This is a genomic window from Mumia sp. ZJ430 (assembly GCF_011751845.1).
In the GTDB taxonomy this organism is placed as follows: domain Bacteria; phylum Actinomycetota; class Actinomycetes; order Propionibacteriales; family Nocardioidaceae; genus Mumia.
In genome coordinates this window covers 833,623-857,657 of record NZ_JAAHFK010000001.1, presented here as the reverse complement: position 1 = coordinate 857,657, position 24,035 = coordinate 833,623, and the positions used below count along the sequence as shown (strand labels likewise).

Annotated in this window: 20 protein-coding genes; 13 read left to right on the top strand and 7 right to left on the bottom strand. The window is 70.8% G+C overall.

Translation table 11 applies throughout. The features are described from left to right. The first annotated feature begins 144 nt into the window (after positions 1-144). The 6 genes from HCT63_RS04110 to HCT63_RS04085 all read left to right on the top strand — a co-directional run bounded on the left by HCT63_RS04110 (position 145) and on the right by HCT63_RS04085 (position 8,471). Positions 145-1,698: a long-chain-fatty-acid--CoA ligase gene (locus tag HCT63_RS04110; RefSeq protein ID WP_167001494.1), complete on the top strand. Its 1,554-nt coding sequence runs from the start codon at positions 145-147 to the stop codon at positions 1,696-1,698. Then, positions 1,698-3,644, top strand: a complete 1,947-nt coding sequence (locus HCT63_RS04105; protein WP_167001493.1) for a GMC family oxidoreductase N-terminal domain-containing protein — start codon at positions 1,698-1,700, stop codon at positions 3,642-3,644. Before HCT63_RS04110 ends, HCT63_RS04105 begins: the two co-directional genes overlap by 1 nt. A gap of 102 nt (positions 3,645-3,746) precedes the next feature. Further along, positions 3,747-4,991: an ABC transporter substrate-binding protein gene (locus HCT63_RS04100; protein WP_167001492.1), complete on the top strand. Its 1,245-nt coding sequence runs from the start codon at positions 3,747-3,749 to the stop codon at positions 4,989-4,991. Between the two features lie 48 nt (positions 4,992-5,039). Further along, a complete protein-coding gene (locus HCT63_RS04095) occupies positions 5,040-6,989 on the top strand; it encodes an ABC transporter permease (RefSeq protein ID WP_167001491.1) in 1,950 nt (649 codons plus the stop codon). Beyond that, entirely contained in the window at positions 6,976-7,749 is a 774-nt protein-coding gene (locus tag HCT63_RS04090; protein ID WP_167001490.1) for an ABC transporter ATP-binding protein, read from the top strand. Before HCT63_RS04095 ends, HCT63_RS04090 begins: the two co-directional genes overlap by 14 nt. Then, positions 7,746-8,471 (top strand): ABC transporter ATP-binding protein, encoded by a 726-nt coding sequence (locus HCT63_RS04085; protein ID WP_167001489.1) that lies wholly within the window; start codon positions 7,746-7,748, stop codon positions 8,469-8,471. Before HCT63_RS04090 ends, HCT63_RS04085 begins: the two co-directional genes overlap by 4 nt. Before the next feature lie 371 nt (positions 8,472-8,842). On the opposite strand, the gene HCT63_RS04080 is transcribed toward HCT63_RS04085, so the two are convergent. Both HCT63_RS04080 and HCT63_RS04075 read right to left on the bottom strand, forming a co-directional pair. Next, positions 8,843-9,130 (bottom strand): type II toxin-antitoxin system PemK/MazF family toxin, encoded by a 288-nt coding sequence (locus HCT63_RS04080; RefSeq protein WP_279587722.1) that lies wholly within the window; start codon positions 9,128-9,130, stop codon positions 8,843-8,845. A gap of 14 nt (positions 9,131-9,144) precedes the next feature. Then, a complete protein-coding gene (locus HCT63_RS04075; RefSeq protein WP_167001487.1) occupies positions 9,145-9,381 on the bottom strand; it encodes a YlcI/YnfO family protein in 237 nt (78 codons plus the stop codon). 160 nt (positions 9,382-9,541) lie between these two features. On the opposite strand from HCT63_RS04075, the gene ddaH reads away from it, so the two are divergent. From ddaH to HCT63_RS04055, 4 genes are read left to right on the top strand one after another with little or no spacing between them, the layout of a single operon-like run. Next, entirely contained in the window at positions 9,542-10,408 is an 867-nt protein-coding gene (ddaH, locus tag HCT63_RS04070) for a dimethylargininase (RefSeq protein ID WP_243842874.1), read from the top strand. After that, positions 10,405-11,451, top strand: a complete 1,047-nt coding sequence (locus HCT63_RS04065) for an ornithine cyclodeaminase (RefSeq protein ID WP_167001486.1) — start codon at positions 10,405-10,407, stop codon at positions 11,449-11,451. Before ddaH ends, HCT63_RS04065 begins: the two co-directional genes overlap by 4 nt. Before the next feature lie 2 nt (positions 11,452-11,453). After that, positions 11,454-14,891 (top strand): bifunctional proline dehydrogenase/L-glutamate gamma-semialdehyde dehydrogenase, encoded by a 3,438-nt coding sequence (locus HCT63_RS04060; RefSeq protein ID WP_243842873.1) that lies wholly within the window; start codon positions 11,454-11,456, stop codon positions 14,889-14,891. Between the two features lies 1 nt (position 14,892). Next, positions 14,893-15,603: a sortase gene (locus HCT63_RS04055; RefSeq protein ID WP_167001485.1), complete on the top strand. Its 711-nt coding sequence runs from the start codon at positions 14,893-14,895 to the stop codon at positions 15,601-15,603. A gap of 7 nt (positions 15,604-15,610) precedes the next feature. Here HCT63_RS04055 and HCT63_RS04050 read toward each other — a convergent pair whose 3' ends face one another. After that, on the bottom strand, positions 15,611-16,192 hold the full coding sequence (locus HCT63_RS04050) for a hypothetical protein (RefSeq protein ID WP_167001484.1): 582 nt from the start codon (positions 16,190-16,192) through the stop codon (positions 15,611-15,613). A 97-nt stretch (positions 16,193-16,289) separates the two neighbouring features. Here HCT63_RS04050 and HCT63_RS04045 point away from each other — a divergent pair, with 97 nt between their 5' ends. Further along, positions 16,290-17,294 carry a helix-turn-helix domain-containing protein gene (locus HCT63_RS04045; protein WP_167001483.1) on the top strand — a complete coding sequence of 335 codons (1,005 nt, stop codon included), beginning with the start codon at positions 16,290-16,292 and terminating at the stop codon, positions 17,292-17,294. Between the two features lie 9 nt (positions 17,295-17,303). Continuing rightward, on the top strand, positions 17,304-18,536 hold the full coding sequence (locus HCT63_RS04040; protein ID WP_208322260.1) for an MFS transporter: 1,233 nt from the start codon (positions 17,304-17,306) through the stop codon (positions 18,534-18,536). Between the two features lie 28 nt (positions 18,537-18,564). Here the strand turns inward: HCT63_RS04040 and HCT63_RS04035 are convergent, their stop codons facing one another. Beyond that, positions 18,565-19,944 carry a glutamate decarboxylase gene (locus HCT63_RS04035; protein WP_167001482.1) on the bottom strand — a complete coding sequence of 460 codons (1,380 nt, stop codon included), beginning with the start codon at positions 19,942-19,944 and terminating at the stop codon, positions 18,565-18,567. A gap of 272 nt (positions 19,945-20,216) precedes the next feature. Further along, positions 20,217-21,542, bottom strand: coding sequence for an FAD-binding oxidoreductase (locus tag HCT63_RS04030; RefSeq protein ID WP_167001481.1), 1,326 nt, complete (start codon positions 21,540-21,542; stop codon positions 20,217-20,219). Between the two features lie 83 nt (positions 21,543-21,625). Here HCT63_RS04030 and HCT63_RS04025 point away from each other — a divergent pair, with 83 nt between their 5' ends. After that, complete coding sequence (locus HCT63_RS04025; RefSeq protein WP_167001480.1) at positions 21,626-22,276, top strand: HD domain-containing protein; 651 nt, start codon at positions 21,626-21,628, stop codon at positions 22,274-22,276. 295 nt (positions 22,277-22,571) lie between these two features. On the opposite strand, the gene HCT63_RS20190 is transcribed toward HCT63_RS04025, so the two are convergent. Together HCT63_RS20190 and HCT63_RS04015 are read right to left on the bottom strand one after the other, a co-directional pair. Further along, positions 22,572-22,943 (bottom strand): aldo/keto reductase, encoded by a 372-nt coding sequence (locus HCT63_RS20190; protein ID WP_208322259.1) that lies wholly within the window; start codon positions 22,941-22,943, stop codon positions 22,572-22,574. A gap of 89 nt (positions 22,944-23,032) precedes the next feature. Beyond that, on the bottom strand, positions 23,033-24,016 hold the full coding sequence (locus tag HCT63_RS04015) for an alkaline phosphatase family protein (protein WP_167001479.1): 984 nt from the start codon (positions 24,014-24,016) through the stop codon (positions 23,033-23,035). Between the last annotated feature and the right edge of the window lie 19 nt (positions 24,017-24,035).

Below are 24,035 nucleotides of genomic sequence, written 5' to 3'. Positions count from 1 at the left end.
GCAGCAAGTTAACCACGTCCCGCGGCGGGTGGGTCGCCGCTAACAAAAATGTGAGTCCCCGTTAACAAGAGGCCTTGCCAACGCCTGCTATCTGGGGCATGCTTCCGGGTCATCCGCAGCATCGCCGCACGGAAGGCCAGCGCCATGACCCACCCGCCGACCACCGCCCCCGCGTGGACGTTCCGCAACCACTGGATGGCGCAGGTCGCCGGCCACGCTGAGACCCGTCCCGAGGCGACCGCTCTGCGGCACCGCGGCGTCGACACGACCTGGCGCCAGCTCCACGAAGGCTCGCTCGCCGCGGCCGACGCGCTGGCCCGCCGCGGTGTCGAGCCCGGCGACCGCGTGCTCCTGCTGACCCTCAACCACAGCGAGTTCGTCGAGGCCGTCCTCGCGATCAACAGCCTCGGCGCGATCGCGGTCCCGGTGAACTTCCGGCTCGCCCCCGACGAGGTGCGCTACATCGTCGAGGACTCGGGAGCCACCGTGATCCTCGTCGACCAGCTCCTCGCACCCCTCGTCGGCGCGGTCGCCCAGCTCACCGACCGGCTCCAGACGCGGATCTGCTTCGGTGACGCCGACGGCTTCACCTCGTACGAGTCCCTGGTGGCCGAGGGCGATACGGCCGAGCTCGGCGACGTTCCCGAGGATGCGACGGCGCTCATCATCTACACGTCGGGGACCACCGGGCACCCCAAGGGCGCGATGCTGTCGCACCGCAACATGCAGCTCCAGGCGCTCACCTGCATCCGCGCGAACCTGATGGGTGACGAGTCCGACGTCGCGTTCCTCACCGCCCCGTTCTTCCACATCGCGGGTCTGGGGTCGATGGTCGCGAACCTGCTCCTCGGCATCCCGACCGTGATCCACCCGCTCGGGGCGTTCAACCCCGCCGAGGTCGTCGACGCGTGGGAGCGCGAGGGCGCGACGCTGGTGTTCAACGTCCCGCAGCAGTGGCAGGCGATCTGTGCGCTGCCGGACATCAAGGACCGCAAGCTCGCGCTGCGCATCATCAGCTGGGGGGCCGCCCCGGCCTCGGAGACGCTCCTGCGGACCATGGCGGAGACCTTCCCCGACGCGGTCAACGTCGCCGTGTTCGGCCAGACCGAGACCTCACCGATCACGTGCGTCCTCAGCGGCGACGACTCGATCCGCAAGCTCGGGTCGGTCGGCAAGCCGATCCCGACCATCCAGTACCGCGTCGTCGACGACGAGATGAACGACGTCCCCCGCGGCGACGTCGGCGAGATCGTCTACCGCGGGCCCACGGTCAGCCGCGGCTACTGGAACAAGCCCGAGGCCACCGAGGCGGCCTTCCACGGCGGCTGGTTCCACTCCGGCGACCTCGTGCGCCAGGACGAGGAGGGGTTCGTCTGGGTGGTGGACCGCAAGAAGGACATGATCATCACCGGCGGCGAGAACGTCTACTGCGCCGAGGTCGAGAACGCGCTCTACTCGCACCCCGACGTCGTCGAGGCGGCTGTGATCGGTCGTCCCGACGACACCTGGGGCGAGATCCCGGTCGCGGTCGTCGTGCAGCGCGAGGGTGCCGCCCTCGAGCTGGACGCGCTGAGCGCGTTCCTCGAGGACCGCCTCGCCCGCTTCAAGCTCCCCAAGCGCCTCGTCCTCGTCGACGAGCTGCCGCGCAACGCCGGCGGCAAGGTCCTCAAGACCGCGCTGCGGAGCGAGGTCGACTGATGGAGCTCACCGCCAAGCAGCGCGCAGCCCTGACCGCGATCTGCGACACCTTCGCACCCGGTGACGGAGGCGAGATCCCGTCCGCGAGTGCGCTCGGCGCCGTCGCGATCGTCGAGGGCATGGCGATGCACAACCCGCGCAAGGCGGAGTCGGAGCAGCTCGCCCGCCTCCTCGGGCTGTGGGACTCCCCCGCGTTCGGGCTCGCGCTCGGCATCGGCCCGCGACGCTTCTCGCGAGCGAGCCAGGACAAGCGTGAGCGCGCGCTGATCGCGATGTCCGACTCGCGACTGCCGCAGAAGCGCGCGCTGTTCCAGGCGCTCAAGGGCGCCGCGACACTCGGCTACTACCTCGCTCCAGGACCGACCGGCCGCTCGCCGTTGTGGGACGCGATGGGCTATCCCGGCCCTCTCGGTCACCGGACCGACGCCGCCCCTCCGCCGCTCTCGCCGACCACCCCTGACCGCGCCGTCACGCTCGAGTGCGACGTGGTCGTCGTCGGGTCCGGCGCGGGGGGCGGCGTCGCGGCCGCGGTCCTGGCAGCCGCCGGCCACGACGTGGTGGTGATCGAGAAGGGCGCCTACTACGACGACGGCGACTTCGACGGCGGCGAGCTCAACGGGCTCACCACGCTCTACGCCCCCGGACCGGTCGGCACAGCCGAGGGCCAGCTCAGCATCCTGTCGGCGCAGTGCCTCGGTGGCGGCACAGTCGTCAACTACACGACGTCGTTCCGTACGCCCGACCACGTGCGCGAGGAGTGGGCGGGCCTCGGCGTGCCCCAGTTCGCGACCGACGAGTACGCACGCTCGCTCGACGCGGTCTGGGACCGTCTCGGCGTCAACCAGAACCACAACGCCATCTCCTCGCGGGACGTCATCCTCGAGCGCGGACTGACCCGGCTGGGCTGGCACGTCGACGAGATGCCACGCAACGTCAAGGGCTGCGACAACGGGGTCGAGTGCGGCCGCTGCGGGATGGGCTGCCGGCTCGGCGCCAAGCAGTCGACGGCCAAGACGTGGCTCGTCGACGCCGAGCAGGCCGGAGCGCGGCTGCTCACCGGTGTCGACGTCCGTACGGTGACGCGCGCGGGCGACCTCGCAACAGGCGTCGAGGGCGTCACCGCCGACGGCCACCCGGTCGTCGTCCGGGCCCGCGCCGTGGTCGTTGCGGGAGGCAGCCTCCAGACTCCGGCGCTGCTGCGCCGCTCGGGCCTGACCAACCCCAACATCGGGCGCCACCTGCGGCTCCACCCGGCGACCGCGATCTGGGGCTCGTTCGAGGACGAGGTCCGTCCGTGGGAGGGCGGCATCCAGACCCGCTACTCCAACGAGCACGCCGACCTCGACGGCTCCGGCTACGGGGTCATCTACGAGACCGCGGCCACCAACCCGGCCCTCGGGGTCGCCTTCATGTCCTGGCGCGGCGCGGACACCCACCGCGACCGCATGCTGAACCTCGCCCACCTCAGCGGAGTCGGCGTGATCACCCGCGACCAGGACTCCGGCGAGGTCAAGGTCGGCAAGGACGGCGAACCCGTCGTGCACTACCGCCTGTCAGGGCGCGACGAGCAGCGACTGCGCGAGGGCGTGGCCGGTGCGGCGCGCATCGTCGAGTCCGCGGGAGCGCTCACCATGTTCTCCGGTCACCAGGCCGGCTTCACCTGGCAGCGCGGCTCCGAGTCGGTCGAGGACTTCGTCGCCCGGTGCGACGCGGCCGGGTACGGCCCCGGCCGCTGCGCGATGGCGGCCCTGCACCTCATGGGCTCGGTCCGCATGGGCGGATCGGCCGACACCAGCCCCCTGGACCCCGACGGAGCGAGCTGGGAGATCCCCAACCTCGTCGTGGCCGACGCGTCCTGCTTCCCCACCGCGTCGGGAGTCAACCCGATGATCTCGATCGAGGCCATCGCCCACATGAACGCCACCCGATTGGCGGCTCGGCTCTGACCTGCCCTGCTGCTGTGCGACCGACCCGTGGGGCCCCGATCGGGAGGGCTCCACCTTCCCGCCCTGTCACCGCGCACCTGCGCACACCTTAAGGAGGACGCCATGCGGAAGACCGCGGCATCCCTGAGAATCACGGCCGTGCTGTCGGCGGCCGTCCTCGCCCTCGGCGCCTGCGGCTCCGACGGCGGCTCCGAAGCCGACGCGGACCCCGCGGCGGACCTTGACGGCACGCCGATCAAGGTCGGCTTCTTGAACCCGTCGGGCGGACCAGTCCCGCAGCCCGGCGCCGATACGGGCGCCGAGGCAGCCGTCGACTACATCAACGGTGAGCTCGGCGGCATCAACGGCGGTCCGCTGGAGGTGATCTCCTGCGACACCGACACCACCCCCGAGAAGGCGCAGTCCTGCGCCAACACCTTCGTCGAGGAGGGTGTCGTCGCCGTGATGGACGGCTTCAACCTCTCCTCGAGCGCGACGCTCCCGACGCTGACCGCCGCCAAGATCCCCCTGGTGGGCATGATCCCGTTCGACTCGGTGGCCGGCTCGAAGGCCGAGAACCGCGTGTTCTTCGCGGCGCCGCAGGCGTCGTTCCTGGTGGGCGCGATGCAGGCGTTCAAGGAGCAGGGCAAGGACAGCGTGACCCTCGCGCTGGTGGACACGCCTTCGTCGCACCAGACCATCGACACCCTCCTCCCGGCGCTGGCCGGGGCGTTGCAGATGGACGCCAAGGGCGTGTACTTCTCCCCGACCAACCCCAACTTCACCGCGCTCGCCGCGACGATCGCCAAGGACGATCCCGCCGTCGGCGGACTCGTCGCCTCGCCGAACGAGGGTGCGTGCACCGCGCTCGTGCAGGCGCTACGCCAGCAGCAGTACGACGGCACGATCTTCACCGCCGCGTGCACCGACTACATCGAGGCAGCGCCAGCCGAGGCCGCCGGTGGCGCGCTCTACTCCTCGACGTGGCTGCCCGCCTCGCTCGACCACGCCCCCGAGGACGTGAAGTCTGACCTCGAGGCCGCGGAGAACGCGATCACCGGCGTCGAGGACGGCAGCGGCGGCTACTACGCCTACGGCGAGTTCGCGCAGTTCGTCACGTTCGCGAAGGCGCTCGACGGCGTCGAGGGCGAGATCACCGGCGAGGCGGTGCTGACGACGCTCAAGGGGCTGAAGGACTTCCCGAGCTTCCTTGGCCCGAACATCACCTGCGGCAGCGCGACGTCGCCCAACTGCACGACGGAGATGCTCCTCTTCGACGTCGAGAAGGACGGCACGATCGCGCCGGTCGGCGAGGGCTTCCGCCAGCCGCCGCTGGAGATCCTGTCGCAGATCCCCGGCGCGACCTGATCCCGTGACCGCCGCGACCCGTCCGTCCTGTCCTGCGAGGAGACCCCTGTGGACCAGCTCGTCCTGTTCGTGACGCTCGGCTTCGGCGTCGGTGCGGTGTACGCGGTGATCGCGTCGTCGCTCGTCGCCGTGCACGCCGCGACCGGAGTGCTGAACTTCGCGCAGGGATCGATCGCACTGTGGGGCGTCTGGGTCGCGGCGGAGCTCGGGACCACCGGCACGCTGGTGCTGCCCATCGGGTCCGTCTCCCTCACCGACGGGCCCGCACCGGTGCCGCTCGCGGTGACGGCAGGTGTCGTGAGCTCGGCGATCGTCGCCCTGCTCACGCACCTGCTGGTCATGCGGCCGCTGCGGGCGGCGCCGGTCCTCTCCCAGGTCGTCGCGTCGGTCGGCGTGATGCTGCTGGTGGTGAGCCTGGTGCCGCTGCGCTTCGACATCACCGGCGCCGTCGCTGCACCGATCCTTCCGAGCAGCACGGTGGAGCTGCTCGGCGCGCAAGTCGCCGTCGCGAACCTGATCGTCCTCGCGCTCGCGGTCGTTGTCGCGCTCGCGCTGGCCGCGTACTTCCGGTTCACCCGCTGGGGGACGGCGACGCGGGCGAGCGCCGAGGACGAGACGGCGCTGCGCCTGACCGGCTGGTCGCCAGACCGCCTCGCGGCCCTGGTCTGGTTCGCCACCGGCGCTGCGACAGGACTCGTCGCCGTCGTCGGCTCACCCACGATCGGCCTGGACCCCATCAGCTACACGTTCTACGTCCTCCCCGGCCTGGCAGCCGCCCTGCTGGCACGGCTCCGGTCGGTGCTGGTCGCCGCGGCCGCCGGGCTCGGGATCGGCGTCTTCCAGTCGCTGCTGATGATGATGAGCACGTACGACTTCTGGCCCACTTGGGCGCAAGCGGGGTTCGGCGACACCGTCCCCTTCCTCATCGTGATGGTCGCCCTGTTCGTCTTCGGCCGCAAGATCCCGGTGCGCGGCCGCATGCAGACCATGCGGATGCCCGCGGTGCGCCCGCCGCGGACACGGCCGGTGCTTGCGCTCGGCGCGGTCGCCGCCGCAGTTGCCGCGATCCTGCTCACCGAGGGCAGCTGGCGGTTCGGCGTCGTGACGTCGATCATCATGATGCTGATCGCGCTGTCGCTGGTGGTGCTGACCGGCTACCTCGGCCAGATCTCGCTGGCGGCGATGGCCTTCGCCGGTGCGGGCGGGTTCGTCCTCTCGCGGGTGACGACAGAGTACGGCGTCCCGTTCCCCCTCTCGCTCGTCGTCCCCGCCCTCGCGGCCACCCTGCTCGGCGTCATCGTCGGCATCCCCGCGCTGCGCATCCGCGGCGCCCACCTCGCGGTCGTGACGCTGGCGGGTGCGCTCGCCATCCAGACCTTCATCTTCGGCAATCCTGCGTTCACGCCGTTCGAGGGCAACCTCATCTCGGACCCGAAGGTGTTCGGCATCGACCTCTCCGTACGACGCGGCACCGACCTCACGACGGTGTCGTTCGCCCTCATGGTCCTCGTCGTCGTCGGGCTGCTCACCTGGGCGACCGCGCGCCTCATGCGGGGTCGCACGGGCCGCGCGTTCCTCGCGATCCGCTCCAACGAGCGCGCCGCCGCCTCCGTCGGCATCGACGTGGCCGGCACGAAGCTGCTCGGGTTCGCGATCTCCGCGTTCCTCGCCGGGATCGGCGGCTGCCTCATCGGCTACAGCCGCTCGCAACTGTCGGTGGAGTCCTTCACCGTGTTCGTCGGGCTCACCCTGCTGTGCATCGTCTATGTCTCGGGCATCACCAGCCTCGCCGGAGCGGTCGTCGCCGGGCTGCTCGCCCCGCTCGGGGTGGTCGCGACATTCCTCGACGACACGCTCGGCGTCGGCCACCTCTACAGCCTCATCGCGGCGATCGCCCTGGTCGTCACGGCGGTGCTGAACCCCGTCGGCATCACCGGCAGCGTCCGCCAGGCATCTGCCCACCTCATCCACCTGAGGAGCTCTCGTGCCCACCGCTGACGCCGTACCGGCCCGCCCGGACCCGCTGTTCGAGGTCCGCGACCTGACCGTCCGTTACGGCGGCGTCGTGGCGAACGACAGCGTCGACCTCACGATCTCCCGCGGCGAGGTCGTCGGCCTGATCGGTCCGAACGGCGCCGGCAAGACCTCGCTGGTCGACGCCGTCACCGGTTTCACCCCGTCGGTGGGCGAGGTGCTCCTCGACGGCCGCCGGCTCGACTCCCTCCCTCCGCACCGACGGCGCCGCGCCGGGCTCGCCCGTACGTGGCAGGCCGGTGAGCTGTTCGCCGACCTCACCGTCGCGGACAACATCGCCGTCGCCACGCAGCGCCGGGGGTGGCGCGGGCTGCTCGCCGACGTCCTCGGCAGGTCGGCCCGGGGCGGCACCGACCCGACGCTCGAGATGCTCGGACTCGCAGACGACACGGGCCGCCTCCCCGACCAGCTCAGCCTGGGCCGTCAACGACTCGTCGGTGTCGCGCGTGCGCTGGCCGGCGACAGCAGCGTCGTCCTCCTCGACGAGCCCGCGGCCGGTCTCGACACCGACGAGAGCGAGGCGTTCGGCGAGGTCGTGCGCACGATGGCCGCGACCGGACGCGCGGTGCTCCTCATCGACCACGACATGAACCTCGTGCTCAACGTCTGCGACCGCGTGTACGTGCTCGACTTCGGACGCGTCATCGCGTGCGGACCCCCTGACGAGATCCGCAGCGACGCCGCCGTCGTGGCGGCCTACCTGGGAGAGGAGCCGGCGGCATGAGCGCGTTGGAGCTGAAGGGCGTGACCGCGGGGTACGGGCACGCGGCTGCCGTGCGTGACCTCGACCTGTCGGTCAAGGCGGGAGAGGTCGTCGCGCTGCTCGGGCCGAACGGCGCGGGCAAGACCACGGTCCTGCTGACGGCGGTCGGTCTGCTGACCCCGACTGCCGGCGAGGTGCGGGCGTTCGGGCGTCCCCTCTCCCGGAAGGTCGAGAAGAGCGCGCGCGAAGGCGTCGTTCTCGTCCCCGACAGCCGTGCGATCTTTCACGACCTCACCGTCCGCGAGAACCTCTCGCTGGCGCGGCGGCACCGCGCCCGTGACCTCGACACCGTGCTGGACCGGCTTCCGCGGCTGGCGCCTCTGGTCAATCGCCGCGTCGGGCTGCTCTCGGGCGGTGAGCAGCAGATGCTCGCGCTGGCGAAGGCCCTCCTCGCGCGCCCGCGCGTGCTGCTCGTCGACGAGCTGAGCCTGGGGCTGGCGCCGCTCGCGGTCCAAGAGCTGCTCCCGATCGTCCGCGCGCTCGCCGACGAGTCGTGGGTCGCGGTCCTGCTCGTGGAGCAGCACGTCGACCTCGCACTGTCGGTAGCCGACCGTGCCGTCGTCCTCCACCACGGCCGGGTGGCGCTCTCCGGCAGCGCCGCCGAGCTACGTGCCGACCGCGACGCCGTGCGCAAGGCGTACTTCGGCGGTGACGAGATCGAGGCGGCAGCCGCCCTCGTGTGAGACGGTTCGCGCGGACTAGGTCATGCCATCATCGACATCGCCCGCTGACGCGCAGGCCCCGTGGGCTTAGAACCAGTCCTGCTCGGGGACGACGCCGACGATGACATCGTGCCCACCACGCGAGTACACGATGAATCCAACGTGAGACTCGCCTGAGGCCAATTCTTCAGCCAACCCCGGGCGACGTACTCCGCGTACTCCTCGCGACTCAGATCCACTGGCGAAGAGCGCCCGATTATCCGACGACTCTGATGGGAGAGAGTTTGCTAACCTCCCGCGCAGTACTGAAGTAGCTGCCAGGGGGACGCACAGGGTCCCACCTTTCACCATTCTCGAGAACCAGCCCGTCATCAAGGAATCGAGTCTTCTGGCTACCAGTCCAGGTCGAAGGCGGCGCGGACCGCGTCCGCCAGCTCGGCCTCCTGGGAGTCGAGCAGGAAGCCAAGCTGTCGGCCCACCGAGGCCACCGGGACGGTCACGATGTTGTCGCAGCTCACGACGCTGACGTGGTCCAGTCCGTTTACGGGGCCTACCTCCACCTCGGTCGACAAGCCGCGGATGGTGCTGGTGATCGGAGCGACGGTCACACGGGTGAGGTAGGGCCGCACGGCCTCGCGGGTGAGGATCAACACCGGCCGCGCCTTGTCGAGACGCGCCATGTGGATCGGACGCATCAGTCGATGTCGTCCATCGGAAGGCGGGAGGCGAACTCGGCGAGATCGTCCATGTCCGCGTCCGTTCGGGCCGCAGCGAGGATTGCCGCATCGCGCTCTGCGGTCTTGCGACGCCGCTCCCGTTCGAGTGCCCGAGCGACCACCGCTGCACGACTAGACGCCTCGCCGCGGCGTACGAGGGCATCGACGAACTCGACAAGCTCCTCGTCCAGGCGTACCGCGATCTGGGTGCTCATACCAACACGGTACCACTATGGGATGCGCTGACGACGCTCGTCATCGCGCAGATCCCGCAACAGACCGCCCGTCGCTGACCGATCTGCGCAACGGATTGCCATCGGCCGCGCAACGGGTACCGACGTACGTTCGGGACACCTGACGACACGGAGGTGGTAGATGACGATCATGACCGGGGCTGCGCTGCCGACGACGAGGCAGCAGACGGCACATCCGATGCCCCGCGAAGCGACACCACGCCGCTTCTTGATGTGCCGACCGGAGCACTTCGACGTGACCTACGCGATCAACCCGTGGATGGACCCGAGCAAGCCGGTCGACACCGCGCTCGCGGTCGCGCAGTGGGAGACGCTGCGCGCCACGTACGAGAGTCTCGGTCATAAGGTCGACCTGATCCGCCCGGTCGAGGGCCTGCCCGACATGGTGTACGCCGCGAACGGCGGCGTCGTGTACGACGGCAAGGCGGTCGCGGCGAGCTTCACCTTCGCCGAGCGCCAGCCCGAGGGGGCGGCGTACCACGCGTGGTTCGACGAGGCCGGGTTCCGGCCGACGATCCAGGCCGGGTCCACCAACGAGGGTGAGGGCGACTTCCTCGTCGTCGGACGCCTGATCCTCGCCGGCACCGGCTTCCGTACCTCGGTCGCCGCGCACCACGAGGTGCGCGAGTTCTTCGGCGCCCCGGTGATCTCGCTGGACCTGATCGACCCGCGCTACTACCACCTCGACACGGCGCTGGCCGTGCTCGACGAGCGGACGATCGCCTACTACCCGGGCGCGTTCAGCGCGGCGAGCAACGCCGTCCTGCGCCAGCTGTTCCCCGACGCGATCCTCGCGAACGACGCGGACGCGAGCGTCCTCGGGCTCAACGCGGTCTCGGACGGCCACCATGTCGTCCTCACCGACAAGGCCGTGCACCTGCACGAGTGTCTGCGGGAGCGCGGTTTCCACCCGATCGGCGTCGACCTGAGCGAGCTGCTCAAGGGCGGCGGAAGCGTGAAGTGCTGCACACTGGAGGTCCGGGCATGACGACAGTCTCCTTCGTGGACGTGGGAAGCATGAGCCGCTGGATCGGCGAAAAGGGAGCCGAGCGCATCATCGGTGAGATGGTGACGGCGCTCGAGGGCGACTTCCGCCGGTGGCCGCAGTTCGACAAGTCGCCGCGTCACGCCGTGCACACGCGCGACGGCGTGATGGAGCTGATGCCGACCAGCGACGGCGACGAGTACGGGTTCAAGTACGTCAACGGCCATCCGTCCAACCCGCTGCGTGGCTTCCAGACCGTCACCGCGTTCGGCGTCCTCGCCCAGGTGCACAACGGCTACCCGACCTTCATGGCGGAGATGACGCTGCTCACCGCCCTCCGTACGGCGGCGACGTCGGCGATGGCCGCGAAGTGGCTGGCCCGCCCCGACTCCTCGACGATGGCGATGATCGGGACCGGGTCGCAGGCGGAGTTCCAGGCGCTCGGCTTCCGCGCCGTCCTCGGCATCGACCGGCTGCGGGTCTTCGACACCGACCCCGAGGCGATGTACAAGCTCGTCCGCAACCTCGAGCCGCTCGGCTTCGAGATCACCGTCGCCACCAGCGCCGCCGACGCCGTACGCGGTGCCGACGTGATCACGACCTGCACCGCCGACAAGACCAACGCGACCGTCCTACGCGACGTCGACGTCGCTCCCGGCGTGCACGTCAACGCGATCGGCGGCGACTGCCCCGGCAAGACCGAGCTCGACCAGGCGATCCTGGGGCGGGCGTCGGTCTTCGTCGAGTACCCCGAGCAGACCCGCGTCGAGGGCGAGATCCAGGCGTTCGGACCAGAGTTTGCGGTGACCGAGCTGTGGGCGGTGATCGCGGGCGAGGCCGCGGGCCGTACGTCGCGCGAGGAGGTCACGGTGTTCGACTCGGTCGGCTTCGCGATCGAGGACTTCGTCGCGCTCCGCTTCGTCCGCGACGCCGTGCGCGGCACCTCGTACGAGGCCATGCTCGACCTGGTCGCCGAGCCCGCTGACCCGAAGGACCTGTTCGCGATGGTGACGCCGGCACCCACGCCGGCCCTGGTGGCGCACTGACGGTGCCCGACGCGACCGCAGCCCTGGCGCACGATCCCGGTCTCGAGGACGAGGTCGAGGCTCTCGTACGGCAGTGGCTCGCGGTCGCGGCGCAGGTGCCGACCGACCGTTCGGCCCAGCAGCTCGCGGACGTCCTGAAGGATCCGGCGGGCCTGCCGTTCGCCGTCGGGTTCGTCGACGGCGTCATCCGGCCGGAGGACGCTCGGGTCGCCGCACGGGCCTTCGCCGAGCACGCACACGACGTGCCGTCGTTCCTGCCGTGGCACCTGCGCGCGGCGATCCGCGTGGGAGCCGTCGCCGCGCGGGTCGCGCCGGGCCTCGTGATCCCGATGGTCCGCAGGGTCCTGCGCGGCATGGTCGGGCACCTCGTCGTCGACGCCTCCGACCGCCGGCTCGGCCAAGCGATCGCGCGCATCCGCTCGCGCGGCGTCCGGCTCAACCTCAACCTCCTCGGCGAGGCCGTGCTGGGCGAGCGCGAGGCGTCGCGGCGGCTCGACGGGACCGAGCGACTCCTCTCGCGACCCGACGTCGACTACGTGTCGATCAAGGTCTCCGCGACCGTCGCACCCCACTCGCCGTGGGCGTTCGACGAGACGGTCGACCACGTCGTCGCGCAGCTGCGTCCGCTCTATCGGCAGGCGGTGCAGGCGTCGCCGCGCACGTTCATCAACCTCGACATGGAGGAGTACCGCGACCTCGACCTCACCGTCGCGGTCTTCACGCGTCTCCTGGACGAGCCCGCGCTGCGCGACCTCGAGGCCGGCATCGTGCTGCAGGCCTACCTGCCCGACACCCTCGCGACGATGCAGCACCTCCAGGAGTGGGCCGCGCGTCGCCGCGCCGCCGGCGGTGCGGTGATCAAGGTGCGGCTGGTCAAGGGCGCGAACCTTCCGATGGAGCACGTCGAGTCGGCGCTGCGCGACTGGCCGCTCGCGACCTGGGGCTCCAAGCAGGAGACCGACACGCACTACAAGCGGATCCTCGACTACGCCCTCGACCCCGACCGCATCGCGAACGTCCGGATCGGGGTCGCCGGTCACAACCTCTTCGACGTCGCGCACGCGTGGCTGCTCGCCGGGCGGCGCGGGGTCCGCGACGGTGTCGACGTCGAGATGCTCCTCGGGATGGCGCAGGGACAGGCCGAGGCCGTACGCAGGACCGTCGGCGGGCTGCTCCTCTACACCCCGGTGGTGCGGGCGGCGGAGTTCGACACCGCGATCGCCTATCTCGTGCGGCGACTCGAGGAGGGCGCGAGCCCGGAGAACTTCATGTCGGCGGTCTTCGACCTCGGGAGCGACGAGCGGCTGTTCGCACGGGAGCGGGACCGGTTCCTCGCGTCGCTGCGGGCGGTGGACGCGACCGTGCCGGAGCCGCGTCGGCGACAGGACCGCCGTACGGATCCGGTCGACGTGCCGCCGCCGGGCTTCGCCAACACCTCGGACACCGACCCGGCCCTGGAGTGCAACCGCGCCTGGGCGCGGGACATCCTCGCGCGCGCCGCGTCGTCGGAGCTCGGCGAGGAGCTGGTGCGGGAGCACACCGTGACCTCAGCCGACGCGATCGAGGGCGTGCTCGCCTCGGCGGTCGACGCGCAGCCGGCGTGGGCCGCGCTCGGCGGAGACGGGCGGGCCGAGGTGCTGCGCCGTGCCGCGGCCGCGCTCGAACGGCATCGCGCCGACCTCGTCGAGGTGATGGCGGCCGAGTGCGGCAAGACCGTCGACCAGGCCGATCCGGAGGTCTCCGAGGCGGTCGACTTCGCCCGCTACTACGCCGAGTCCGCCAGGCTGCTCGACCGTACCGACGGCGCGACGCCCGTCCCCGTACGCCTCACCGTCGTCACGCCGCCGTGGAACTTCCCGGTCGCGATCCCCTCGGGCTCGATGCTCGCCGCGCTCGCGTCCGGCGCGTCGGTCGTCGTCAAACCCGCCCACCAGGCCCGGCGGTGCGGGTCGCTCGTCGTCGCGGCGCTGTGGGAGGCGGGCGTGCCCCGCAACGTGCTGCAGCTCGTCCACGTCGCCGAGTCCGACCTCGGGCAGCAGCTCGTCTCCGACCGCCGCGTCGACCGGCTGATCCTCACCGGCGCGTACGAGACAGCGGCGCTGTTCCGCACCTTCCGGCCGGACCTGCCGCTGCTAGCCGAGACCAGCGGCAAGAACGCGATCGTCGTCGCGCCGAGCGCGGACCTCGACCTCGCCGTGAAGGACCTCGTCGCGTCGGCGTTCGGGCACGCCGGGCAAAAGTGCTCGGCGGCCTCGCTGGCGATCCTCGTCGGCCCCGTGACGCGGTCGCGACGCTTCCGCGACCAGCTCGCCGATGCCGTACGGTCGCTCAAGGTCGGCTATCCGACCGACCCGACAAGCCAGGTCGGGCCCGTCATCGAACCCGCGCACGGCAAGCTGCTCGACGCGCTCACCTCGCTCGAGACCGGCGAGTCGTGGCTCGTCGCGCCGCGGCGGCTCGACGAGACCGGCCGCCTGTGGTCGCCCGGGGTGAAGGTCGGCGTGGCACCCGGATCGGCGACGCACCTTGTGGAGTTCTTCGGGCCGGTGCTCGGGATCATGACCGCCGGGACGCTGGACGAGGCGATCGCGCTGCAGAACGCGACGCCGTACGGGCTCACCGCCGGGCTCCACTCGCTCGACCCGGACGACATCGCGCGGTGGGTGGACGGCGTCGACGCGGGCAACCTGTACGTGAACCGCGGCATCACCGGCGCGATCGTACGACGGCAGCCGTTCGGCGGGTGGAAACGGTCGGCGGTCGGCGCCGGTACGAAGGCGGGTGGCCCGAGCTATCTCCACGGGCTGGTCGACTGGGAGCCGGCGCGGGCGACGTCGGGCGACCCGATCGCGCTCGATCAGCGGGTGTTCGTCGACGCCGCCGTCGCCGCAGGCGTGCCCGGCGACGGCCTCGCCATGCTCGAGCGGGCGCTGCGCAGCGACGCGCAGGCCTGGCGGACGCTGTTCGGCGTCGGCGCCGACGTCACGGGCATCCCGTACGAGCGCAACGTCCTGAGGCACCTGCCCGTGCCCGTCACCGTGCGGTACGACGGCGAGCGGCCGCTGGCCGAGCTCGTCCGCGTCGTCGCGGCAGGAGCGCGTGCGGGGGCGATCGTCTCGGTGAGCTCGGCCGTCGCGCTGCCTGCCCCGGTACGGGTCGCCTTCGGCGGCGCCCGGACGTCGATCGTCGTGGAGCGGGACGCCGCGTGGCTTGCACGGGCCACGGACCTTCCGGCCGGGCGCGTACGCCTCGTTGGCGGCGACGCGGCTGCGCTGATGCGGGCGACCGGTGGGCGTCCTGACCTCGCGGTGTACGGGCACCCGGTCACGGAGGCGGGGCGGGTCGAGATGCTGCCGTTCGTGCACGAGCAGGCGGTGAGCATGACCGCGCACCGCTTCGGCACCCTCGACGGACTGACGGATCACGTCCTACCGTCGTGAGATGAAGGCACGCACTGGCCTCCTGGGCGCGGCCACACTCCTAATCGTGGGATGTGGCGGTGCCCCGGTCGTCGAGCGCGCCCCCACGCCGCAGGCCGAGCGATCTGCGTCGACCACTCCGACGCGCACGCCCTCCGCGACGCGGGCGCCCTCACCAACCCCGACGCCGAGCCCCACCGCTGCTCCCGCACCTCCCACCCCGCCTCGCGACGCCCTCCTGTCCATCCCGACTCTCGGCATCCGCGACCTGCGCGTGATCGCCTACCGGGGCAAAACCGACGACGCCGCCGGCACCCGGATCCAGAACCGCGGCCACGCCGCCAGCCCGTACGGGCGCGACGGCGGTGCGGGGCCCGGCGGGATCGGCAACTACCAGGTGACCGCGCACCGCCTCTCGTCCACGCGGGCGTTCCTGGACCTGCCGGACCTCGAGCGCGGCGACCGGGTGCATGTGACCGCCGGCGGCACGCGCTGGACGTACGAGATCGTCGGCACGCGCTCGACGTCGTTCCGCTCGGCGCGTTCGCTCGCGGAGCAGCGTGCTGCCGTCCCCGGCCACCCCGGTCGTCAGCCCGAACGCGCCCACGTCACGCTCTCGACCTGCGCGACGCCGGAGGACCACGCGCAGGGCAACTTCTGGGTCGACGAGTTCGACAACCCCGAGCACCGCATCGACAAGATCGGCGTGCTCGTCCGCACCGAGCGCGGGTGAGGGGCGCTCACGCGAGCACCAGCACGAGCACCCCGATCCCCAGAACGAAGTCGAGCGTGCCGCACCACTCGGCGAACGGGCGGCTGACCACGGCGTCCTCGTGCCAGTGGATCGCGTCCCACGCAGCGTGAGCGATGAGCGCGAGGCCGACGATCACCCCGGCGAGCACCGGGCTCGCGTAAGCACCGACGAGGCCAGCGACGAGGAAGAGCGCGGTGAGCCAGGGGTAGAGCGTCTCGAAGCGAGACGGCCCCCACCTCCGCCGCACGGCGCCGACCAGCGCCAGTGCGACCGCAGCGACGGCCAGCACCGGGATGGGATCGACGTCGACGATCCGCAGGACCACGACCACGACCATCTCGGCCGCGACGACCGCCCAGATCAGACCTTGCCGGTCCAGCACCGCAGTCGCGATGTAGCCCAAGGCCGCGACGACGAGGACGAGCGCCGCCTCCGACCCGTCCGTCATGTCGGACACGATGAACGCGCCTGACCCGATGCCGAGCGCAGTCGGCCACCGCCGCAACAGCCACGGCAGGCGGTGCTGCCGCTCGGTGCGAGGTCCGCGTCCCTCGGTGTCGCTGATCATGACGTCGACGCTAAGGAGGTTTGCCCGACGCGTGAGACCTCTGCGGCCGATCGTGTCCGAGATCCTGGGATCCGTGTCTCTCGGCCTACACTGAAGCATGCCGGAACGGACCGTCGTCGTCGTCGCGTACGAGAACGCCGAGCTGCTCGACATCGCCTGCATCACCACCCCGCTGATGATGGCGAACATGATCGGAGCGCTCGAGGTCCCGTACAGCACGCGCGTCGTCTCGCCCGGCGGGCTCCCCGTCGTGTGCGGGTCGGGCCTCACCCTCGCCGCCGACGGCGCGCTCGAGCACGTTGCGACGCCGATCGACACGGTCATCGTCTCCGGCGGCACCGGTCACGAGCGCGCCGCGGAGAGCATGCTGGTCCGCGACCACGTACGCCGTCTCGCCGGCGCGGCCCGCCGTACGGCCTCGGTCTGCACAGGGGCCACGATCCTGGCCGCGGCCGACCTCCTCGACGGGCGGCGCGCGACCACACACTGGCAGTACGCGGCGCGGCTGGCTCGCCATCACCCGAATGTCACCGTCGATCCTGATCCGATCTTCATCCGCGACGGCGCGATCTCGACCGCCGCCGGCGTCACGAGCGCGCTCGACCTGACGCTGGCGTTCATCGAGGAGGACCACGGGCCGGAGCTCGCGCGTGCGACGTCGCGCTACCTCGTCACCTACCTCCAGCGGCCGGGGAGCCAGTCGCAGATGAGCATCCACACCGCAGCACCCACGACGGAGAACACCATCGTCCGCAGCGTGACCGACCACGTGACCGCCGATCTCGCCGCTCCGGCAGACACCGCCGCCCTCGCGGACGTCGCCGGTGTGAGCGTGCGTCACCTCGGCCGAGTCTTCGCCGCCGAGGTCGGAGCCACGCCAGCGCAGTACGTCCGGACCGTGCGTCTCGAAGCGGCCGCCCATCTGCTTGAGGGAACCCCCGAACCGCTCGCGACCATCGCACGCCAGTGCGGGTTCAGGTCGGCCGAGGCGATGCGCCAGGCGTTCGTGCGCCAGTACGGCACGACGCCGTCCGCGTACCGGTCGCGCGCGCGACGTCGTACCGCTGCTGACGATGATGTCGTGCGCCCAGTCATCGACTAGCGTCGTGCGGTGACCTCCCCCGACCAGACGCTGCGCCGCGCGCGGATCGCCGTGGCCGTGCTGTTCCTGACGAACGGCGCGATCTTCGCGAACGTCCTCCCCCGCTATCCCGGGATCAAGGACGACCTCGACCTGACCAACGCCTCGTACGGACTCGCGATCGCCGCGCTGCCCGTCGGAGCACTGGTCGCGGGGCTCGCGGCCGGCGTGCTCATCAGGCGCTTCCGGTCGTCGCGGGTCACGGTCGTCGGCACGATCCTCACCGGGGTCGGCGCCTTCGCCATCGGTCTCGCGCCCAACCTCGCGACGTTCGCCGCGGCGCTGTTCCTGCTCGGCGCGATGGACGCGATCACCGACGTGGCGCAGAACGCGCACGGGCTGCGGGTCCAGCGACGCTACGGGCGGTCGATCCTCAACGCGTTCCACGCGATCTGGTCCGCAGGCGCGGTGCTCGGTGGCCTCATGGGCGCGGGGGCGGTCGCGCTGGGTCTGTCACCGGCGGTCCATCTCGGCCTCTCGTCGGCGCTGTTCGCCGCGATCGCGGTCGCGGCGTTCCCGTTCCTGCTGCGCGGCCGCGATGCCGAGCCCGTGGAGCCCATCGAGACCAGCGAGCCCGACGGCACCCCACCGACGCCTCGCGCCCGACCGACCGGCCCCACCCCTCGTACGGTCCTGGTCCTCGGCGCGCTCGTCCTCCTCGGCATCGCGGACGCACTCGTGGAGGACGCGGGCAGCACGTGGGCGGCGGTCTACCTGAACGAGTCGCTCGGCGCGGCAGGGTCGATCGCCGCGTTCGGTTACGTCGCGCTGGTCGGCGCGCAGTTCGTCGGGCGGATCATCGGCGACCGGCTGGTCGACCGGTTCGGGCAGCGCGCCGTGGTCCGCGTCGGGGGCCTGATCACCGCGTCGGGCATGGGCGCCGCACTGGCCTTCCCGACGGTGCCGGGGACCATCGCCGGGTTCGCGGCCGCCGGGTTCGGCGTCGCGACCGTGATCCCCGCGGCGATGCACGGCGCCGACGAGCTCCCCGGTTTCAAGCCCGGCACGGGACTCACGCTGCTGACCTGGCTCATGCGGGTCGGATTCCTCGTCTCGCCCCCGATCGTCGGCCTCGTCGCGGACGCGACGAGCCTGCGGGTCGGCCTCCTCGTCGTCCCCCTCGCCGGCATCACGATGCTCGCGTTCGCCGGTGTGCTCGAGGGGCGGCGATCGCCGTCAGCCACACCGCCCCGAGAACGGTGAGGATGAGCTCCGCGCCGAGCCGCACCCCTCAGTGGTGGAAGGTGCGCTTCGCCACGGACCGCGGGATCGCCGCAGGAAGGCTGTCGAGATCGCTCGTGGCCGCAGCGATGTCGCGCAGCAGCTTGTCGGCGAGGTCGTAGCTCATCCCGTTGCGGACGACGATGCGCTGGACGACGAGGTCGGAAAGGTTGTCCGGCATCGGGTACGCCGGCACCTGCCAGCCGTACGTGCGCAGCCGGTCGGAGAGGTCGTACAGGTTCCAGTTGTCCGTGTGGCCCTCCGCAAGGCGCCAGGCGAAGACCGGGATGTCACTGCCGTCGTTCCACAGCGTGAACGCCCCGTGCTTCTGGATGCCGTCGGCGAGGTGCTTCGCGGTGTCCTGAGCGGCCTGCTGCACAGCGCGGTAGCCGTTGTAACCGAGCCGCAGGAAGTTGAAGTACTGGAGGAGGACCTGCGCACCCGGCCGCGAGAAGTTCAGCGCGAGCGTCGGCATGTCACCGCCCAGGTAGCTGACCGAGAAGATCAGGTCCTCAGGCAAGAAGTCGCGAGACTTCCAGACGACCCAGCCGAGACCCGGGTACACGAGCCCGTACTTGTGCCCCGAGGTGTTGATCGAGTGCACCCGCTCGACCCTGAAGTCCCACTCGATGTCCTTCTGCAGGAACGGTGCGATCATCGCGCCGGAGGCACCGTCGACGTGGATCGGGATGTCGAGGCCGGTGTCCTTCTCGATCTGGTCCAGAGCCGCCGCCACGGCGGTGACCGGCTCGTACATGCCCGTGTACGTGACGCCCATGATGACGACGACGCCGATCGTGTTCTCGTCCACGTACGACGCGAGGTCGTGCCCGTCGAGCGTCTTGTGCTCCTCAGTGATCGGCACGTAGCGGGCCTCGACGTCCCAGTAGTTGCAGAACTTCTCCCACACCACTTGAACGGCCGAACTCATCACCAGGTTGGGGGTCTCGGTCGACTTCCCCTCGGCCCTGCGTGCGTGCTGCCAACGTCGCTTGAACGCGAGACCGGCGAGCATGCACGCCTCGGACGAACCGATCGCCGACGTGCCCAGCGCCTGGTCGGGGTCGGGAGCGTTCCAGAGGTCCGCGAGGATCCGCCAGCACCGCTCCTCGACCGCCGCCGTCGCGGGGTACTCGTCCTTGTCGATCATGTTCTTGTCGTACGTCTCGGAGTAGAGACGGTCCGCGTATGGCCCCATCCACGTGCCGACGAACGTCGCGAGGTTGAGACGCGCGTTGCCGTCGAGCATTACCTCGTCATGCACGATCTGGTAGGCCGTCTCCGGGAGCATTGGCTCCTCGTGCAGGACGTTGCGGGTCTGGCCGGTCTCTTCGGCATGGCGGGCGAAGAGTGGGTCCAACCCGCCGCCCCCGAACTCCGAGTGCGCCATCGTTCCTCCAGACTCCGGGCGCCGAGCGACGACCGGTGAAGCGGGGACCCCGGGGAGGCGTTCGGTTGAAGCGGTCCTTCTCTCGGTCCTAACACAAACCTTTGGACAATGCAGAGCGGAAGCACGGTGACGACCGCGCCGGGATCAGCCGCGCTAACGGGCCAGCCGCCGACGTCCAAGCCCCACCGGAGAATCGCTACCCCACCGGAACTGCGCGGTGGGGGACGCACTTTCCGTTGGCCCCACCGCAGAGTGGATGGACGAGGCGGAGTCTAGGACGGCGCGCTCGGCGGGATGTTCGCGTTCAGGTGGAAGACGTTGTCGGGGTCGTACGTGTCCTTGAGCGCCGTGAGCCGCGCAAGCGTCGCCGGCAGGTACGCCCGTCGTACGCCGGTCGCGCCCTCGTCGCCGAGCACGTTGACGTAGACGCCGCTGGCGTACGGCTCCAGCCGTGCGGCGGCCGCGCGCGCGGCCGCCATCTGCTCCTCATCGGCCTCGGCATCCGTCCAGCGCGCCGCCGCGACGTACTCGAAGACCGTGCCTCGCTGGCTGTACGCCGTCGCGTCGTCGTCCACCTCGTCGATCGCACCGCCGTACGCCTGGAGGCTCGCGGCCACCGTCGGGTCCTGGGTCAGCAGGACCTCGATCGCGGCGTCGGGCAGGTCGCGGAGGTAGTGGCCCTTCCAGTAGCGACGCAGCGCGTGGCCCTCGAGGGTGTCATCGCGGCGCTGGAGGTCGACGTACGGCATCGCGTCCACGCGCCGCGCCACCGGTCGGCCGAGCGCCTCGAGCAGTCGTGCGTGCTCGCGGCCTTCGCCCGGGTCGCCGATCCACACGAAGCCGAGCGTCACCACGCCGCCGGCGACTGAGGCGGCGTACGTCGCTCGCCGTGGTGCGGTCGCGTTGAGGTCACGCCAACGGGCGACGGCGGACGCGGCATCGCCGACGGCGAAGTCGAGCTCGACGCTGAGCGTCTGCGTCCCCGTCTCGTGCAGACGGAGCTCGAACTCCGTGACGATGCCGAAGTTGCCCCCACCCCCGCGCAGGCCCCAGTAGAGCTCCGGGTTCTCGTCGGCCGACGCCCGTACGACGTCTCCGGTGGCGGTCACCATCTCGAACGACTCGACGTTGTCGCACGTCAGCCCGTGCTGGCGGGCGAGCCATCCCATCCCGCCGCCAAGCGTGAGACCACCGACGCCGGTGTGCGAGACGTTGCCCGCCGTCGTAGCCAGTCCGTACGGCTGGGTGGCGGCGTCGAGGGCTCCGAGCAGAGCGCCACCCTGGACCCACGCCCTGCGGCGGGTCGGCGCGACCCGTACGGCGCGCATCGGGGTCAGGTCGATCATCAGCCCGCCGTCGGGGACCCCGTGCCCGACGACGCTGTGCCCGCCGCACCGCACGCCGATCTCGAGTCCCTCGCGACGGGCCAGCAGCACGGCCGCCACCACGTCGGCGGTCTCACGGCAGCGCACGATCATCGCGGGCCGGTGGTCGACCATCGCGTTCCACACCTGACGGGCGGCGTCGTACCCGTCGTCGCCCGGGCGCAGGATCCCGGTCTCAGAGATCGCGGTCGCCTCTCGTCCTGTGCTGACCATCGCCTTGCTCCTCGCACTCGTCGGCATCTGGGAGGGCTGACCGGCGGCGACGGCGCAACTCATCGCGTGAGAGTGTCGGAGTCGTGGAAGACGACGCCCTGATCATCACCCGCAACCCGCTCCCTGACGGCATCGACGCGCGACTCGCGGCGCAGCTGTCCTTCATCGCCGAGGCCGACAAGCTCAAGACGATCCTGCGTGCGTCGCCGCTCGCTGCGGCCGATCGCCGCGAGAACGACGCCGAGCACTCCTGGCACCTCGCGCTGATGGTGGTGCTGCTCGCGGAGTACGCGGAGGAGCCGATCGACGTCGGCCACGCGGTGAAGCTGGTCGTCATCCACGACCTCGTCGAGATCTATGCCGGCGACAGCCCGGTGTTCGACGCCGCCTCTCGAGTCGATCAGCGCGAGCGGGAGGAGGCTGCAGCCGACCGGCTGTTCACCCAGCTGCCCGAGGATCAGGCGCAGGAGATCCGTGCGCTCTGGGACGAGTTCGAGGCGGGGAAGACGCCGGAGGCGAGGTTCTGCAAGGGCATCGACCGGCTGGAGCCGATGCTGCTCAACTGGTTCAACGAAGGCGGGACGTGGCGGATGCCCGGCGCGAACCTCGCCACCATCCGCGCTCGCGAGTCCGGTGTCGTCGCGGCGTCGACCACGCTCGGTGACGCAACGGGCATGCTCGTCGACGAGGGCCTGCGCCGCGGCTGGATCCGAGACGCGCCAAGCGACGCGTAGCCGGCGCCGTCGGATGGTGGAGGGGTCGCTCACCGGTGTCGAGTGACGCGATCTGGCCCATCTCTGCGTCGGTCAAGACGAAGTCGAAGACCTCGAGGTTCTCTGCAATCCGCTCCGCACGTACGGACTTGGAGACGGCGACGACCCCACGCTGAACGAGCCACCGGAGCACGACCTGGGCGACGGACTTGCTGTGCGCCCCGGCGATCGCGGAGAGGACGGGGTTGGAGAACAGATTGTTCTTGCCTTCACCGAACGGGCCCCAGTGCCTCGATCTGCACATCGCGTTCGCGCATCAGGTCCTGGTAGGAAGCGCGTGGGAAGGATAGAAGTTCGAGACACCGATCGCACGAATACTCCCCTCTCCGTAGAGCCGCTGCATGGCCCGCCACTCGCTGTAGTAGTCACCGAGCGGCTGGTGGATCACGTAGAGGTCGACGTAGTCCAGTCCGAGACGGCGCAACGAGCTCTCGAAGGCGCGCTTGGTGTCGTCCTCGACAGGTCGCCACGTGCGACCCCGTGGGCCTGATCGCTGCGCCGACAGCCTCCTCGTTTCCGTACGACGCCGCGGTGTCGAGGTGCCCGTAGCCGACTTCGAGCGCAGATTCGACGGCCTTCTGAGTTCCTCCGCGGGAATCTGGTAGACGCCGAAGCCGAGGATCGGCATCTCAGCCCCGTTGTTGAGTGTGACCGTCTGCATCGTGTGAACCCCTCTCAGAGAGTGATCATCGAATGCGCCGCAGATCGGCACCGACGTCAGCGGAAGGCGTTGAGGCGTCGTCGGACGTTGAACCGCGCACCAGGGACGCGAGGCAGGTCGAGGGCGTCGGTGACCAGGTTGGCGAGGTCGCCGTTGCGGATCGGCTGCCTGCCCGTGTATCTCGTACGGGCCGAGCCTGGGCTGCGGTAGCGCGGGCTGAGGCGATAGAGGTTCCGGCCCGCGGCGACTCCAGGGCCCCACACCATGAACGGCACCCGGTAGTTGGCCAGCCTGCGAGCGTCGCCGTGCGAGGCGCCAGAGCCACCGTGGTCGGCCGTGAGCACGACCAGGGTGTGCTTGCGCAGCGCCGGCCGGGCGCGGATCGTCGACAGGATCCGTCCGAGCAGCCGGTCGGTCCTGCGGACCGCACGCAGGTATGCGCGACTCATGAACCCGCGGGTGTGACCGGCCTGGTCCGGCCGCGACAGGTGGACGAAGGTGAACGTACGGGGTGCCCGCCGCAGCTCGGCAGTCACCCTGGTCACGAGTCGCGAGTTGTCGGTGTCGACGGTGAACCGGTCGATCGTGGCGTTCCAGGTGCGCTGATAGAGGGCGAACTTCGTCTTCGCGGCGAAGAGCGCCGTCGAACCGCCACTGTTGTGCACGACGTCGAACACGCTGGAGATGTGGCGGCCCGCCGCCCGGTGCACGGTCGTGCCCGTGTCGTCGTTGAACGTGACGCCGTGTCCGCCGCGACGAGGATCGATCCGCCTGCCGGTCAGCATGCCGGTGTGGTTCGGCAGGGTACGGGTCTGCTCGCGTGCCGTGCGGGCGTTCAGTGTGACGGCGCCCTGCCGCATCAGCCGGTGGAAGTTCGGCGTACGGGACCGGCCGAGCATGTGGATCGCCTTGGGGTTGAGGCCGTCCACCGAGATCGCGACGACGCGGTTGACGGGATCGTCCGCGGAGTCGCTGGCCGCTGTCGCGGGGGCGGCAAGCAGGCCGACAACGGTCAGCCCGACGCACGAGCCGACAGCCACCCGCCGAAGAATCACTTCG